At 41.1% G+C, this 15,000-nt stretch carries 16 protein-coding genes; 11 read left to right on the top strand and 5 right to left on the bottom strand.

Features of this window, described 5'->3' with window-relative positions:
- Positions 1-224 precede the first annotated feature (224 nt).
- From AS141_RS24680 to AS141_RS24690, 3 genes are all read right to left on the bottom strand, one after another.
- The gene (locus AS141_RS24680; protein WP_057940393.1) at positions 225-605 is read right to left on the bottom strand and encodes a VOC family protein; all 381 of its coding nucleotides are present in this window, start codon (positions 603-605) and stop codon (positions 225-227) included.
- A gap of 495 nt (positions 606-1,100) precedes the next feature.
- A complete protein-coding gene (locus tag AS141_RS24685) occupies positions 1,101-1,826 on the bottom strand; it encodes a DUF4397 domain-containing protein (RefSeq protein WP_082632430.1) in 726 nt (241 codons plus the stop codon).
- A 208-nt stretch (positions 1,827-2,034) separates the two neighbouring features.
- Complete coding sequence (locus AS141_RS24690; RefSeq protein WP_057940395.1) at positions 2,035-2,529, bottom strand: DinB family protein; 495 nt, start codon at positions 2,527-2,529, stop codon at positions 2,035-2,037.
- 137 nt (positions 2,530-2,666) lie between these two features.
- Between AS141_RS24690 and AS141_RS24695 the strand changes: the two genes are divergently transcribed.
- Positions 2,667-3,656, top strand: coding sequence for a helix-turn-helix transcriptional regulator (locus tag AS141_RS24695; RefSeq protein WP_198293618.1), 990 nt, complete (start codon positions 2,667-2,669; stop codon positions 3,654-3,656).
- Positions 3,657-3,708: 52 nt separating this feature from the next.
- On the opposite strand, the gene AS141_RS24700 is transcribed toward AS141_RS24695, so the two are convergent.
- Positions 3,709-4,668 (bottom strand): NAD(P)-dependent alcohol dehydrogenase, encoded by a 960-nt coding sequence (locus AS141_RS24700; RefSeq protein WP_057940397.1) that lies wholly within the window; start codon positions 4,666-4,668, stop codon positions 3,709-3,711.
- Between the two features lie 446 nt (positions 4,669-5,114).
- Here AS141_RS24700 and AS141_RS24705 point away from each other — a divergent pair, with 446 nt between their 5' ends.
- The 3 genes from AS141_RS24705 (at position 5,115) to AS141_RS24715 (ending at position 7,499) form a co-directional block, all read left to right on the top strand.
- Positions 5,115-5,918, top strand: a complete 804-nt coding sequence (locus AS141_RS24705; protein WP_057940398.1) for a hypothetical protein — start codon at positions 5,115-5,117, stop codon at positions 5,916-5,918.
- A gap of 418 nt (positions 5,919-6,336) precedes the next feature.
- A complete protein-coding gene (locus AS141_RS24710; RefSeq protein WP_057940399.1) occupies positions 6,337-6,753 on the top strand; it encodes a hypothetical protein in 417 nt (138 codons plus the stop codon).
- Positions 6,726-7,499 carry a hypothetical protein gene (locus AS141_RS24715; protein ID WP_157243589.1) on the top strand — a complete coding sequence of 258 codons (774 nt, stop codon included), beginning with the start codon at positions 6,726-6,728 and terminating at the stop codon, positions 7,497-7,499. The genes AS141_RS24710 and AS141_RS24715 overlap by 28 nt, the downstream gene beginning before the upstream one ends.
- Positions 7,500-7,697: 198 nt before the next feature.
- On the opposite strand, the gene fabG is transcribed toward AS141_RS24715, so the two are convergent.
- Entirely contained in the window at positions 7,698-8,480 is a 783-nt protein-coding gene (gene fabG, locus AS141_RS24720; protein ID WP_057940401.1) for a 3-oxoacyl-[acyl-carrier-protein] reductase, read from the bottom strand.
- Between the two features lie 293 nt (positions 8,481-8,773).
- Between fabG and lpdA the strand changes: the two genes are divergently transcribed.
- From lpdA to AS141_RS24755, 7 genes are all read left to right on the top strand, one after another.
- A complete protein-coding gene (gene lpdA / locus AS141_RS24725; protein ID WP_057940402.1) occupies positions 8,774-10,171 on the top strand; it encodes a dihydrolipoyl dehydrogenase in 1,398 nt (465 codons plus the stop codon).
- Between the two features lie 92 nt (positions 10,172-10,263).
- The gene (locus AS141_RS24730; protein ID WP_057940403.1) at positions 10,264-10,797 is read left to right on the top strand and encodes an RNA polymerase sigma factor; all 534 of its coding nucleotides are present in this window, start codon (positions 10,264-10,266) and stop codon (positions 10,795-10,797) included.
- Positions 10,797-11,621, top strand: a complete 825-nt coding sequence (locus AS141_RS24735; protein WP_057940404.1) for an anti-sigma factor — start codon at positions 10,797-10,799, stop codon at positions 11,619-11,621. The genes AS141_RS24730 and AS141_RS24735 overlap by 1 nt, the downstream gene beginning before the upstream one ends.
- A gap of 89 nt (positions 11,622-11,710) precedes the next feature.
- Positions 11,711-12,406, top strand: coding sequence for a DUF2490 domain-containing protein (locus AS141_RS24740; RefSeq protein WP_082632431.1), 696 nt, complete (start codon positions 11,711-11,713; stop codon positions 12,404-12,406).
- 86 nt (positions 12,407-12,492) lie between these two features.
- Positions 12,493-12,951, top strand: coding sequence for a DUF2721 domain-containing protein (locus AS141_RS24745; RefSeq protein WP_057940405.1), 459 nt, complete (start codon positions 12,493-12,495; stop codon positions 12,949-12,951).
- Positions 12,941-13,900, top strand: coding sequence for a glycerophosphodiester phosphodiesterase family protein (locus AS141_RS24750; protein WP_057940406.1), 960 nt, complete (start codon positions 12,941-12,943; stop codon positions 13,898-13,900). The genes AS141_RS24745 and AS141_RS24750 overlap by 11 nt, the downstream gene beginning before the upstream one ends.
- A complete protein-coding gene (locus AS141_RS24755; RefSeq protein ID WP_057940407.1) occupies positions 13,897-14,916 on the top strand; it encodes a threonine aldolase family protein in 1,020 nt (339 codons plus the stop codon). Before AS141_RS24750 ends, AS141_RS24755 begins: the two co-directional genes overlap by 4 nt.
- The last annotated feature ends 84 nt before the right edge of the window (positions 14,917-15,000 follow it).

Consider the following 15,000-nt stretch of genomic DNA (forward strand, 5'->3'; position numbering starts at 1 on the left):
CAATTGTCTTACTCCTCCAGAAGTTGGAATCACGCTGTGGGCCATGTACAAAGATCACTTTTAAATTTAACAGCGCTCAGAAAGACGTTGTTTGTTTTGACGCGCGGAAGGTAAAGATGTTAATGATTTGGTCAATAGGGCCAGTGGTTTTATACATTGATCCTCATCCTAGGCAAGAAGTTCATCTTAATAAAGTTTGCTAAGGCAGTTTGAAAACCAACCAATTATTCCTCTTCAAGCACCGACAAAATATTCCCTGCCGGATCTTTAAACCAGGCGATCAATGGCCCACCGCTTTCACGACAGATTCCCTTTTCATCGGTTTGGATAGTGCCTGAGTACTGCTCAAACTTAATGCCTTTTGCAGTCAATCCATCCACTGTTTGATCAATGTCATTCACTGGGAAATTAAGAACAGTAAACGTAGCCGGTGTATGGTCAGGCTTGGGATAAATAATGACATTACCTCCACCACTAAAATGAAGTACTAGAAATCCCATTTCATCTTCTGATACATCCAAACCAAGAATGCCCTTATAGAAAGATTTGGCTTTTGCGAGGTCATCCACTGAAAAACCACTGAATGCGTTGGAATTTTGAAGCATGGCAAAGAGAGTTTATAAGTTCAATATCAGGTTCTTAAGCCATAATTTCGCCAGTTTTTATCAATCTTCCAATTTTTCAATGATCTAGCCGGGTTCATATTAAAAACTCTTCCGGAAAGATCATCAATCAAAACAATGATTTCAAGGAATCAGGGATGTTAAATCTTTTGGTCGCTATATCTATTTATTAAGAGACTACATGGTAATAAAACAACAGATCCGCCAGAGATTAGTATGAAAAGCAAATAACTGATGAACTTGAGAAACGAAGAGGCAGATCGGCCCTGAAGGACAAGCAAGAATGGAATAAAAGGGTAAATCAGATCCTGCTTCTGGAGAAATAGCATAAAGCTCAACGGGAAAGCGATTCGTGGTACGAACGGTGGCGATGAATGTCACGAAGCTGCGTCCTATACATCCACAATGCTTTGAAACTTACATAAAAAAATCCCGACCTGATTTGGCCGGGATTTTCAATTGTGATAGTAAGCTAACTTAGTAGTCTATATAGTTGGTCAATAATTGCAAATCAAGTTTTTTGGAATTTTCAGTGGAAAGGGCATAGCCCCTCACTATCAGTGAGTATACTCTACTTCCTCGAAGCTCCACATTTGTGGCAGTCGCCAGGGTATCTCCCGTACCTGACACTAATGTTAAATCTATTCTATCCGAATCCACACTTTTAAATTCCGATGCGCTCTTGAACTCTAAGTCATCGAATAAAGGCACTTCGTCGTCATCGATCAGAAGAGACACTATTCCCGCATCAGGAGAAAGGTTGATCATTCTGATTTGGGCCTTACTAGCTGTAGGTTCTGACCAGTCATCATCTATCAAAATTGCATCCAGTTCTTCTCCGTCTTCTACCATAAATAGAGAGTACACTGAATCCACTTTCACTTCAAATTCTTTTTCAAGCAGGGAAGTCACAGAATTGCCTTCGGAAAACTTGAACAGTCTCTCACCAGGGTAGAAATTGCTATATGGCAGCGCTTCAGAATATTTCAACGGGGAATTATTCACCTGATTTTGATCAGCAAAAACGATTATTCCAGGGCCATCCGGAGCTCCGTTATAAATAGAAATATAACCTGCATCTGGATACTCAATAGGGTCATTGTCGTCATCCAAGCAGCTCGTCAACCCCATTATTCCGGTTAGTAATACTACAGTAGAAAGTGATTTAAGATTTTTCTTTGCAAAAGATTTTACACTCATCATAGATAATCGTTGGTTAAGTTTTTTAATACCTTACCAAGACGAAAGACAAGTTTTATTCGCTACAGAAATATTTGAAATTTATTGCTTGGAAAATGAAGATATGTTCTGAAATAGACTATGAAGAATATAAATGAGCTTTAGGATAAACCTGAAAAGGTGAAGTAAAAGCGGTCTGTGCATACACAGACCACTGCTGAGAAAATTAAAATCAATACTGCTCCCAGAAGTTAGGAGGAGTAATGTCCAGGGCACGCAAGTATACGTAGCCCTGCCCGCGGTGATGAATTTCATTGTCTATGATATAAAACAATGTGCTGTAGCCTGTGCCTTCATATTGCCCGAAAGCCACTAAGTGTTGCTGAAATCTCTCCATAGGAATAGCTTTCCAATAGCGTTCGATCTTTTCAGTAGATTCATCCCAGCTGGTCAAAAGTGCAGCTTTTGTAGTCAGCTCTGCTTTTTCCTCATCAAAAGCCTCCCATTCCTCGGTAGCTAATCCCTGAGCTGTTGGTGCTGCCATTGCCAGCATTTCTTTGACCAGCTTTGCAAAAGGCCGCATACCTCCTATACTGAATTCAAAAAGTTCTTTCTCAGGAAAAGCTTCCAACACTTTTCGGGTAAGTTTGCGATGTCCTTGCCAGTGGGTCAAAAGCTGATCTTTGTTGATGATTTGAGCTGTTGTTGATGATGTTGTAGTTTCCATTTTGCTTGTGTTTTGTTTAAGAATACCCAAATAAACAACCGCGTAGTGTCAGCCCTATGTCAGTAGGATTTTGGGATTTGAAAGTTTTTCTGATTTTTTTCAAGTTTCTTTACTTTCATACTATTGACCCTATTTCCATGAACAGAATAGACCGGCTTACAGCCATTCTTACCCACCTTCAGTCCAAGCGTACCGTTCGTGCTGCGGAGCTTTCGGAGCGTTTCAGTGTAAGTTTGCGCACTATATACCGGGATGTGAGAGCATTGGAAGAATCTGGGGTGCCGATTATCGGTGAGGCGGGGCAGGGGTATTCCCTGGTGGAAGGGTATAGGCTTCCTCCAATCATGTTTACCAGGGAAGAGGCATTGGCATTTTTGGTAGCTGACAAGTTGGTGGAAAAACTTCTGGATGAGCAGAGCAGTAAATTTTTTAAAGAGGCGCTGATTAAAATCAAAGCGGTATTGAAATCAAGCGAGAAAGATTTGTTGGTAGAAGTGCAGGATACCATCAAGGTTTTGAAGTCAGGCCCTTCCCAGGCTGCAAATAAATCCAGTAAGGCTTTTCAAGTGGCCCTTCTCGCTATTTCTGAGAAAAGAATATTGGCTACAAGCTATATGACATTTGACCCAGAGCGAAAATCAGATCGTGAACTGGAGCCCATTGGTTTGTTTCATTCCTATGAGCAATGGTATCTTTTGGCCTTTTGCCGTCTGAGAAATGATTATCGTACGTTCCGGCTAGATCGGTTCAGCAAAATGCAGGTGACGGAAAATTCTTATTCCACGGCAAAACATCCTTCCCTTCAGACCTATCTGGACAAAATAGCCAGTGAACAAAAACTGCATCAGATTATTCTGGAGGTACCGGATGGTTCTTTGAAATACCTGGCCAACTCAAAGTACAATAATGGTTTTGTTTCAGAAGAAAAAATGGGAGGATTGACAGAGATGACTTTTATGAATTCCTCCATTGAGGGATTTGTGCGTTGGGTGATCGCACTGGGTGATTTGGTGGTGATCAAACAGCCCCAGATTCTAAAAAACCGCTTAGATGAGCTGCTTGGAGAAATTAAAGAGAGACAATATACAGCAGGCGACAGGTCGGAAAGTAGAGGGCATTGTCTTTAGTGTATAGTTGATTCCCTCGCAATTGGCTAAGGATACAGTACTTCATCAAGGGCTATAAATTGATTAGTACGTTTCCGGTTTTTTCACCGGAAAGTACATAGTCATAGGCCTCTGCGATTTCGTCCAGAGCATATTCACGATCGATTACGGGATTGAAAAGACCTTTTTCCAGCATGGATTTTATATAGGGAAGTGTTTCCGTCAGGCTATAAGGAATAGGAAAGATCACTTTTTTGCTGCCTAAGAAAGGAGTGAGCATTGCTAAGAATATATTTTGGCAATAAGGCCCCAACTCTGAAGAACTATAGATGCCATTTTTTTTCAATAGGTGCTTGCACTTGCTAAAGGTACTTTTTCCTACTGCATCAACTATGAAGTCATATTTCTCATCATCCTGAGTGAAATCCTCCCTGGTGTAATCATATATTCTGTCTGCTCCCAGTGATAGGATTAGGGGGATGTTTTGCGTGTTGCTGGTCGCGGTCACATATACATCGAATGTTTTGAGAAATTGTAACAAAGCGGAGCCTATTGCCCCGGTAGCGCCAATTATAAGTATTTTTTGTCCGGATTGTATTGCTGCCTTGCGAGTAAATGTATAGGCATAATGTGCACCTTCAAGACTTGCGGCGGCTTGCCTAAAACTGATGTTTTCCGGGATAGCCAAAATATTGCCTTTGGGTTTTAAAACAATGAATTCCGCCTGAGATTCTAAACCCATATCTGTAAATCCAAAAACCCGTTGATTGCTATGGAAGCCATTGATGTTTTTCCCTACTTCCACGACTTGGCCAGCGAAATCTGTCCCAATAATTATTTTTCTAGGCTTTATTAATCCAAGCATCAAATGCATAATAAAAGGTTTGCCTGTGAGATTGGCACAATCCGTTCGATTCACTGTGGTGGCAAAGACCCGGATTAAAAGTTCATCGTCATCGGGAACTGGTTGCTCAATGGTTTCAACACTAATTACCTCAGGACTACCATAGGATCTTCGGATTGCTGCTTTCATTTCAAAATAGTTATCGATTAAATCTAAACTTCATGTAAGGATGTAGGAAAGTGTAAGATGGGAATTAATAGGTAGTTCTATGGTATCGCTTGTTCTTTAATCCCTTTATTCTGGAGAAGATGTGATAGGTAAGGTTGAAGCGGGGATAAATTTACCCAATTCAGGGAGGTTTGGCGCAATTAATTCTTTTTGACCATATGTTATTCTAGCATGTTAATACATGATAGGTTCAGATTTAGATTTAATAAAATGATGGAGTTCTTTTCAAAACATCGTAAATTTAGGTTTACCTACCTTTTTTGATGGATCCCGAATAGAAATCAATTGCCAGATGAGATGATATTAATTTTGAGATCCATAACTTTGAATTCAACTATCATAAAGAATAGCCATGGAATGGCATTTGAGACTTTTACTAAAATTATAACCATCAAAAACTGAAAACTATGAATGCAAAAATATTGGGTACCGCTGCAGTGGCATTATTGATAACAGTTAGCTGCCAATCGAAAAAAGCAGAAAATGAGGAATTAGTAATGGAGGAAACGGAAATGACTGCAGCTGCAGAAATTTCCATTGAGAAATTCACCGATTCCCCGGACTATTTGACGTCTTCTTTAACTTTGAAAAAACCCACTAGCACCACAATTGCTAAAGCAGGAGAAGTTGAGTTTGCTTTCGAAGTAGGAAACTATGAGTTGGGAGCACAAACTGAGAAAAATGGAATGGCAGGTAATTTAGCCAATTCAGGCGATGGCCAACATATCCATTTTATCTTAGATAATATGCCTTATTCGGCTCACTACGAACCTGAATTTAAGAGAGAACTTCCTGAGGGTACACATTATTTAGTGGCATTTTTAAGCAGATCATACCATGAGTCAGTGAAGAATGATAAATCGTTCATTGCAAAAAAAATGGTTGTAGGTGAAGCAGGCGATGAAATGAATGTAGATTTGGATCAGCCAACCATGATCTATAGCCGCCCAAAAGGAGAGTATAGCGGAGCAGATACTGAAAATCTCCTACTTGACTTTTTCTTGCTAAATACAACGCTGTCAGAGAGTGGAAATAAAGTGAGAGCTACGATTAATGGCCAGGAATTTATGATCACCGAATGGGCTCCTTATGTGATAAAGGGACTTCCTAAAGGCGAGGTTACCATCAAACTGGAATTGCTGGATGCCAACGGAAATCTCATCCCCGGAGACTTCAATGAGGTAACGAGAACAGTGACTTTGAAAGACTAGAAAAGAGCAAAAGGCCACCAAAAAGTATTACTCCATGTGATTGATTCACATGGAGTTTTTTTATGAAAATTCCTATGGGGGCTCAGTTTTGACGGCCTCCCGAGCAGATTGTCACGGATTCCATATAAAAGAAGTTCATCTTTTATTCTGGTTGTGAAACCCGTAATTCATGGCTAGGTTTTACAAAATTTTAGAGATTCAGCTGTTGGATGAATTTGTGAAACTGGCTAATTTCTTTATTTTTAGTTGTCCTTCTGAAATCTCGTAAATGAAAAATCTATACTTGCTTTTCCTGATCCATGTATTTTTTTGCTGTGCCAAAGAAAAAGAGGCAATCCAGGAGATTTAGTACGACTGAGCAAAAGTAGGAGGATGAATACGAATTTTACAAAGTTGATTTATCACAATTCGGAGACTGATGAAAAGAATACTTTTACCATTGTTATCTATTGGGTTATTCTTTTCCTGCGTTGAAAAGCGAGATGAAGAAATCTATCAGGGAAAGTTGGAAGAATTACTATTGGAGGATTTTAGCCTAGAAAAGGATTCGTTGACAACTGGATTTTTCAATTTAAAAGCAATAAATGATGCAGGGAAAGAGTACCTGGTTTATAATCGAAGCGCAAGAAAGGTTGAAGGATGGGGGGTCGTATTTCTGAATCCTCTGACCGGAAAAGAAGAACATGTGGTTGAAATACCAATGGAGGGACCTAATTCTATGAAAGGTGGAATTATGGGGGTTTTAGTGCATGATCGAAATACTATTTTTCTAACAAGTAGTATTCCTCAGGCCAACAAATCTCTTACGTGGATTCTGACTTGGATATTCCATTGACACTAGATAACATGGTGCATGTAGAATTTAGAAATGGCTTAAGCTTTTTTGCATATCCTCATCTTCAATTTGGCCAGAATCCTTCTCATATCGTTAATGTCAGAGATAAGCCAGGCCCAGGTGAAAATAGAAATGAATTTCCTTTGGACTTTACAAATTGGCTGACCTTAACCGATGTGACTACGGGTAAAATCCAATCAAGTGATTTCCTAATTCCAGAAGGCTATGAAGTATTTCAGCAGGATATGACAGCCACTTTCCTGTTTGGAGCTTATGAGCGCAATAGAGGTCATTACTTTTTAGGCTGGCCATATTCAAATGAAGTTTATGAGCTAAAAGACTTAAAGCTTATAAGGAAAGTGATACCTAGATCAAATGTAAAATTTAATTTTTTGCCATCTGAGGTTGTTCCGTGGGGAGTACATACTGTTTGGCGTCTTCCAAGAGAGGCTTCTGCCCACCTGTTTTTAATGTATGATCATGAAAAGGGTTTATTCGTCCGCTGCTCAAAAATCAAAGAATCAGGTACGGGTGAGACTGAATTTGAACGCACCAGGCATTATGTGCTGAGCATCTATTCTGGCGATTGGGAACCGAGAGGGGAATACTTTTTTGATTTTGAGAATGAGATGGGGCTACAAGATTGGTTCCTGACTTCCGAAGGACTGTTCATCAATAAACCAGTGCAAGAATCAGAAGATGCATATGAATTTTATTGGATTGATTTATCAAGATTCGCAGACTGAGCTTTGAGAATGTATACTTACCACGATAAAAACCTTCGAGACTCCTGCCTGCTCCTTTATGGCCTATATTAGCATCTCAAAGATTTATGTTTATTCAGTGGTTAAGCTCTTTTCATCATTTCGTGCTCTTCGTAGCTAATAAAAAAACGGCTGAATCTCTCCAGCCGCCAATAAATCGAAATCAAAATTCCTAAATCCTTAGGTATACATAGCCCCATTCACATGTAGCACCTGCCCTGAGATATAGCTGCTCATGTCCGAGGCTAAGAATACACAGGCATCCGCCACTTCTTCCGGCTGCCCACCACGCTTCATCGGGATGCCATCCCTCCAGCCCTGCACTGTTTTCTCATCTAATACTTCAGTCATTTCGGTTTCTATAAATCCCGGTGCGACAGCATTGCATCTGATATTTCTAGAACCAAGTTCCAGAGCCACTGATTTGGTGAAGCCAATAATTCCCGCTTTGGAAGCAGCATAATTTGCCTGACCTGCATTCCCTTTTGCTCCCACTACGGAGGTGATATTGATGATAGAACCTGACTTAGCCTTCATCATGGTGCGGGTAACTGCTTTCACTGTGTTGAAGCAGGATTTCAAGTTGGTATTAATCACTTCGTCCCAGTTCTCCTCTGACATCCTCATCAAGAGGTTGTCACGGGTAATTCCCGCATTGTTCACGAGGATATCCAGGGAGCCAAACTCTGCCACTACCTTGGTGATAAGTTCTTCTGCGGAGCTGTAATCGGAAGCATCAGATTTAAAACCTATTGCGTTTTTAGGGATATTTGCATGACCAAACCCTTTTTCAACAGTATTATACGCTAACAATTCATGTTCTAACGATTCAGCTTTTTCTACGCTTGAGAGGTAAGTGAAGGCTACTCTGGCGCCTTCTTGGGCAAACTTGAGCGCAATTGCTCTTCCGATGCCTTTAGATGCTCCAGTGATCAATGCCGTTTTTCCTGAAAGTAATCCCATAGGGTTATAAAATTTTGTTTGGTCAAAATTAGAAAAAAAGCTAAAACTTTTGATTCTAAAATTGATTTCACCTGTCTTTTCCTTGAGCTACTAATGATTAATTTGAAAAACAAAAATTGTCAAAAATATAATTTTATGATTGGTCCAAACGACAGAATATAGCTTTAAACTATGGCAGTTTGAATAGCTAAAACAGTTTTTCAACCCCAATAACGGATGGGAACCAAATTTTTTTCTGAAGCCAAAAGGCCTATTTTTGCGTTAATCAATTCGTTCTAAAAAACAAGTAATATATGTCTTCGACCAAATTTGACGTGATCGTGGTGGGCAGCGGGCCGGGTGGCTATGTAGCTGCTATCCGAGCTTCTCAACTCGGCCTAAAAACTGCCGTAGTAGAAGCTGCGGAATTGGGTGGTATTTGTCTTAACTGGGGTTGTATTCCCACCAAAGCTTTATTGAAAAGTGCTCAGGTATTTGAGTACATCAATCATGCTGCAGATTACGGTATTACCGTAAAGGATGCCAGTGCGGATTTTACCGGCATTGTCAAAAGAAGCCGTGGTGTAGCAGATGGAATGAGTAAGGGAGTGACTTTCCTTATGAAGAAGAATAAAATTGAAGTGATCAAAGGCTGGGGCAAAATCCAGCCAGGAAAAAAAGTAGAGGTCACTGACAGCGAGGATAAGAAAACTGTTTATTCTGCTGATAATATCATCATTGCCACAGGTGCGAGATCCCGTGAGCTTCCTTCCATGAAGATCGATAAGAAGAAGATTATCGGTTACCGTGAAGCATTGACTTTGGATAAGATGCCTAAGAAAATGGTAGTCGTAGGTTCTGGAGCTATCGGAATTGAATTTGCTTATTTCTATGCCACCATGGGAACAGAAGTGACTATCGTAGAATTTTTGGATAGAATAGTACCCGTGGAAGACGCTGAGGTATCCAAGACGCTGGAGAAACTTTACAAAAAAGCGGGAATGACGATCATGACTTCCTCAGAAGTTACTGCTGTAGATACCAAGGGAACAGGCTGTAAAGTGACCGTAAAAACAGCCAAAGGCGAAGAGACATTAGACTGTGATATCGTACTTTCTGCTGCAGGGGTTGTCTCGAACCTAGAGAATATTGGATTGGAAGACGTGGGGGTTTTGGTAGACAAAGGCAAAATCAAAGTTGACGAGTATTATAAAACAAATATGCCGGGGTATTATGCAATAGGCGATGTAATACCTGGACCTGCATTGGCTCACGTAGCATCTGCTGAGGGAATTATCTGTGTGGAAAAAATTGCCGGGCAGAATCCTGAGCCTTTGGATTATGGGAATATTCCTGGCTGTACCTATTGCTCTCCTGAAATTGCCTCTGTAGGAATGACTGAAGCCAAAGCTAAGGAAGCGGGTTATGAGTTGAGAATAGGCAAATTTCCATTCTCTGCATCAGGAAAAGCATCCGCTGCTGGCGCAAAGGACGGGTTTGTGAAATTGGTATTTGACAAAAAGTACGGAGAATTACTCGGAGCACACATGATCGGATTCAACGTGACTGAAATGATCGCTGAGATCGTGGCTATCCGTAAACTGGAAACCACTGGTCATGAATTGATCAAAACCGTGCATCCTCACCCAACGATGTCTGAAGCAATCATGGAAGCCGCTGCCGCTGCATATGACGAGGTAATTCACCTTTGATATAAAAATTTTGAAAATAAAATGCACAAGACCTATATAGAGTTGGTCTTGTGCTTTACATTTAAGAAATAAACTTTTCAAAACACCGATTTTTGCAGGAGGAACAACTCATCGCCGGATTAAGGGCAAAGGACAGAAAGACGACAGAGTATTTGTACGACAAATACTCCAGAGCACTCTATGCGGTGATCTCCAGAATTATTTTTGACAAGGACATAGCAGAAGAGGTTTTTCATGATTCCTTTGTGAAAATCACCAGAAAAATAGAGCATTACGACGAGTCAAAAGGCCGCTTATACACTTGGATGGCCAATATTTGTCGTAATTCAGCCATTGATAAACTCCGTTCCAAAGAAATATCCCAATCCGGTAAGACCAACACCATAGATGATTTCGTATATGGAATGGAAAGTCAATCCGGCACCCAAGAACACATAGATGGGATCGGGGTGAGGGAACTGATGACCGATCTCAATGATGATCAGAAGTTTATAGTAGAGTATATTTACTTCAAAGGATATACGCATTCAGAGGTTTCTGAGGAATTCGGAATACCTCTGGGCACCGTCAAGTCTAGGGTGAGAGCAGCAATACAAGTGTTGAAAAAAAATGTAGCAAGAATCTAGTGGATATTCAATCTTACATATCGTCAGGTAAACTGGAACTATTCCTTTTGGGAGAGTTGACGGAGCGGGAGCGTGAGGAAGTATTGAGCTTGGCTAAGATGCATCCAGAGATCCAACAAGAATTGGATGAACTGGAGCAGACTATGTTCGCTTTTGATAATATGTCTGGTGCGGCCCCGTCTCAGGAAGTGAAGGAAAAGATTTTCTCTACCCTAGAAAATGACTTTATTCTTAAAGAGATGCCAAAACCGACCGCAGTGCCGGCCGGCAGTAAAGTGGTTCCGATCAATAGTCCTTGGAAGCCTTTTGCAATAGCAGCGTCTATTGCTGCCATCGTAGCCTCCGGAGCGGCATTCTATTATGCTGGTAAATACCAGGAAAGAGATGAGCAGTTTACAGCGCTACTTCAGGATCAAAGTGTCATGGCTGACAACCTGAACCAAGTGAAGCAGGAATATGAGCAAAAGGATTCCCAGCTTGACAAAATGATCGCAGGCGACTTCAAACGTGTGGAAATGAGAGGTGAAGGTTTTGAGATGCAGAAGGATGCGAAAGTGGATGTCTTTTGGGATCAAAATGCCCAAGAAGTATTTATCGCGGTGAATAAGCTCAATGAGCTGAGTGAAGAGTTCGATTATCAGCTTTGGGCAATCGGAGATGATGGTCCAATAGGGATTGGATTGGTGAAATCAGAGGAGAAACTGACTTTGCAGCAGATGGAAGCAGTAGCTCAGGCAGGTGCTTTTGCCATCACTATTGAGCCAAAAGGAGGATCAAAAGCACCTACCCTAGAGAAATTGGTAGTATTGGGAGAAGTTACCTAGGAATTAAAACCATAAATTAATAATTTGAAAATGCCTGTTCTGAAGAGATCAGGCGTTTTGATTTAATATAGTTCCGCACTATAAAAACCATGAGAAAGCTACTCCTCAGCCTGTTGTTATCAGCATTTCCCCTAGTTTTATTTGCTCAAACAGCGCCTGACCAGGACCAACTTGGCAGTTGGTATATGTATTTTTTCAGTAAATCTTTTAAAAACTCACAATTTGGTATACAGGGAGACTTCCAGTTCAGATTTTGGAAACCAACCAAAGATATAGAGCAATTGCTTTTCAGATCCGGTATCACATATACTCCAGAAAATGCAAATATCCTGTTCACCTTAGGGTACGCCAATATAACCTCGGGCGCCTATGGGGAATCTGATGCAACCGTAAAGGAGAATAGGATTTACCAAGAAGCTCTTTTTTCAAATAAAATAGGTCGGATTTTTCTCCTTACGCATCGGTTCAGGTATGAGCAACGATGGGTGGAAACACAGGATATGCGTACCCGATACAGGTACAACCTATTTCTTAATGTTCCATTCAATGGATCTGCCTTGGACGATGGTGTGGTTTATCTTGCGATGTACAATGAATTGTTTATCAATGGGCAGAAAGCTATTGGTGGAGGAAGATCTGTAGAGATTTTTGATAGGAACAGAGCTTACCTTGGTATTGGCTATGGTTTGAAGTCAAACCTCAGAGTGCAAACCGGCTGGATGTTGCAGACCACAGATGATTGGAGTAAGGGGCAATTACAGTTTAGCTTGCATCATAAGTTTTAAACTTGAAATACTTATCCTGCCCGAAGAGAACAAGCTTTTTTCATTTTGAGGAAATTGAAGCATCTTTAAGCTACCAACGTTTACCTATGGAACTTCAACTCTCAACACCTGCCTTACTTTTTTCGGCAATTACACTGCTGATGCTTGCCTATACAAACCGCTTTTTGGCTATTGCCAATCTGATCCGTGGTCTACACAGAAAGTTTATTGAAACGCCTGATGAAGGCATTATCGTAGAGCAAATCCATAATCTTCGACGAAGACTTACACTTATTAAAAACATGCAACTTTTTGGGGTCTTTAGCTTTTTATTGTGTGTGATTTGTATGTTTCTGTTGTTTCGCGGGATCACAGTGGCAGCCAATTGGGTATTTGTCGGGAGTATGTTATCCCTGCTTATCTCGCTCGCTTTGTCCTTGATAGAAATCCAGATATCTACCAAAGCATTGAACCTGGAATTGGCAGATATGGAGGAAATATTCAGGAAGCCAGGTTCCGGTCTCGACTTTATATTCAAAAAAGACTCCAAGAAAGATGAAGAATAAATTTTTGTGGATCCCGTTGCTACTTCTATTTCTTGGCGCTTGCAATCAGAAATCAGGGGAACAACAGGAGACATTAACGGTAGATGCTAATGAAGAACCGTCGAGCAATCATATTCACTTAAGCAATGTAGAAGAAACCCGTGATTTTTATGCCTGGACCTCGGACCGCATTCCGATGGTTTCTGCGCATCGCGGTGGACCGTATCCCGGTTTTCCTGAGAATTCAATAGAGGCTTTTGCAAATGTGCTCAATTATACGCCCGCCATTATAGAATTGGATGTAGCGATGACCAAGGATGGTATATTGGTACTGATGCACGACGATAAGCTGGATAGGACGACTACTGGAAAAGGCTTGGTGGGCGATGCGACCTACAAAGAAATTCAAGCGCTTTTTCTAAGGGACAATGAGGGAAATCTTACCGATTTTAAGGTGCCAACCTTAGAAGAAGTCTTGCTTTGGTCAAAAGGTAAAGCCCTTCTTACAGTTGATATCAAACAGTCTGTCCCTTATGAGAAAATCGTCGAAGCTGTTCGTAATACGCAATCGGAAGCACATGCTGCTTTGATTACCTATTCTCTTGCGGCAGCTAAAAAGCTCCATAAGATGGCTCCGGAAATGATGCTTTCAGTGACGATCCGAAATATGGAGGAAATTGAGAGAATGGAGGAAACAGGCATCCCCTGGAATCGGGTGATAGCTTTTACCGGGGTTTCTGAGCGCTCACAGGAATTTAATCAAGCTCTTCATAAGAAGGGCGTATTTACTATTTTGGGTGTTTTGGGTAACCTTGATAAAAGAGCCGTAGCGAGAGGTGACCAGATTTATGCAAGCTTCATCCAGAAAGGTGCCGATATTCTAGCCACAGATAGACCCATCGAAGCTGCATCTGCCATCGAAACGTTGGCTCCATCGACTAGTTCCAAATCCAAATATTTTAAAAAATGATTATTGATCTTAGAAGTGACACAGTTACCCGACCTACTTTAGGAATGAGGGAAGCGATGTTTTCTGCTCCTCTAGGGGATGATGTGTTTGGTGAGGATCCCACGGTGAATGAGCTGGAAAAGAAAGCCGCGCGGCTTTTTGGAATGGAAGCTGCGATTTTTTGCCCTTCCGGTACGATGACTAATCAGATTGCAATCCGTTTACATACCCAGATTCAGACAGAAGTAATCTGCCACAACTATTCACACATCTACCTCTATGAGGGTGGGGGAATTATGTCAAATTCACTGGCTTCTGTAAAATTGCTGGAAGGGGAATTGGGCAAAATTACTGCAGATCAGGTGAAAGCGGCGATCAATCCAGATGATGTGCATACACCTCCGACGACACTAGTCTCTTTGGAGAATACGATGAACAAGGGAGGTGGAAGTATCTATACGTTGGATGAAATCAGGCCGATCAGGAAAGTTTGTGATGAGCATGGTTTGAAGTTGCATTTGGATGGGGCAAGGCTTTTCAATGCATTGGTGGAAACAGGTGAAAGCACGACCGATTGGGGAGCTCAGTTTGATACGATTTCCATATGTCTTAGCAAAGGACTTGGTTGCCCTGTCGGCTCTTTGCTTTTGGGGACTAAAGCAGATATTAAGCGTGCAAGAAGAGTCAGGAAAGTCTGGGGTGGAGGAATGAGGCAAGCGGGGATATTGGCTGCGGCTGGGATTTATGCCTTGGATTATCAAGTGGATAGATTAATAGAAGATCATGCCCGTGCTAGAGTGCTTGGGGAAATGCTGTTGAAATTGTCTTTTGTGCATGAAGTTTTGCCTGTTGCCACAAATATTGTGATCGCGAGATTGGAAGGTGTTTCACCTGAAGAATTTTTGAAGAAGCTTTCGGACAAGAACATCAAAGCTGTCAAATTTGGGACGGACTTAGTAAGGTTTGTAACCCATCTCGATTTTGGAGATAATCAGTTGGAGCAATTTGGGGAAAGATTGGAAAGTCTAAGACCTTGACTTTTTTTTATTGCTTTTGCAGCTTCAATCTCTCATTAAAGAGCTGGGTACCTTTAGTGCATACGCATTTAGAGAATATAATTT

The organism is Algoriphagus resistens (genome assembly GCF_001442615.1).
GTDB classification, from domain to species: Bacteria; Bacteroidota; Bacteroidia; order Cytophagales; family Cyclobacteriaceae; genus Algoriphagus; species Algoriphagus resistens.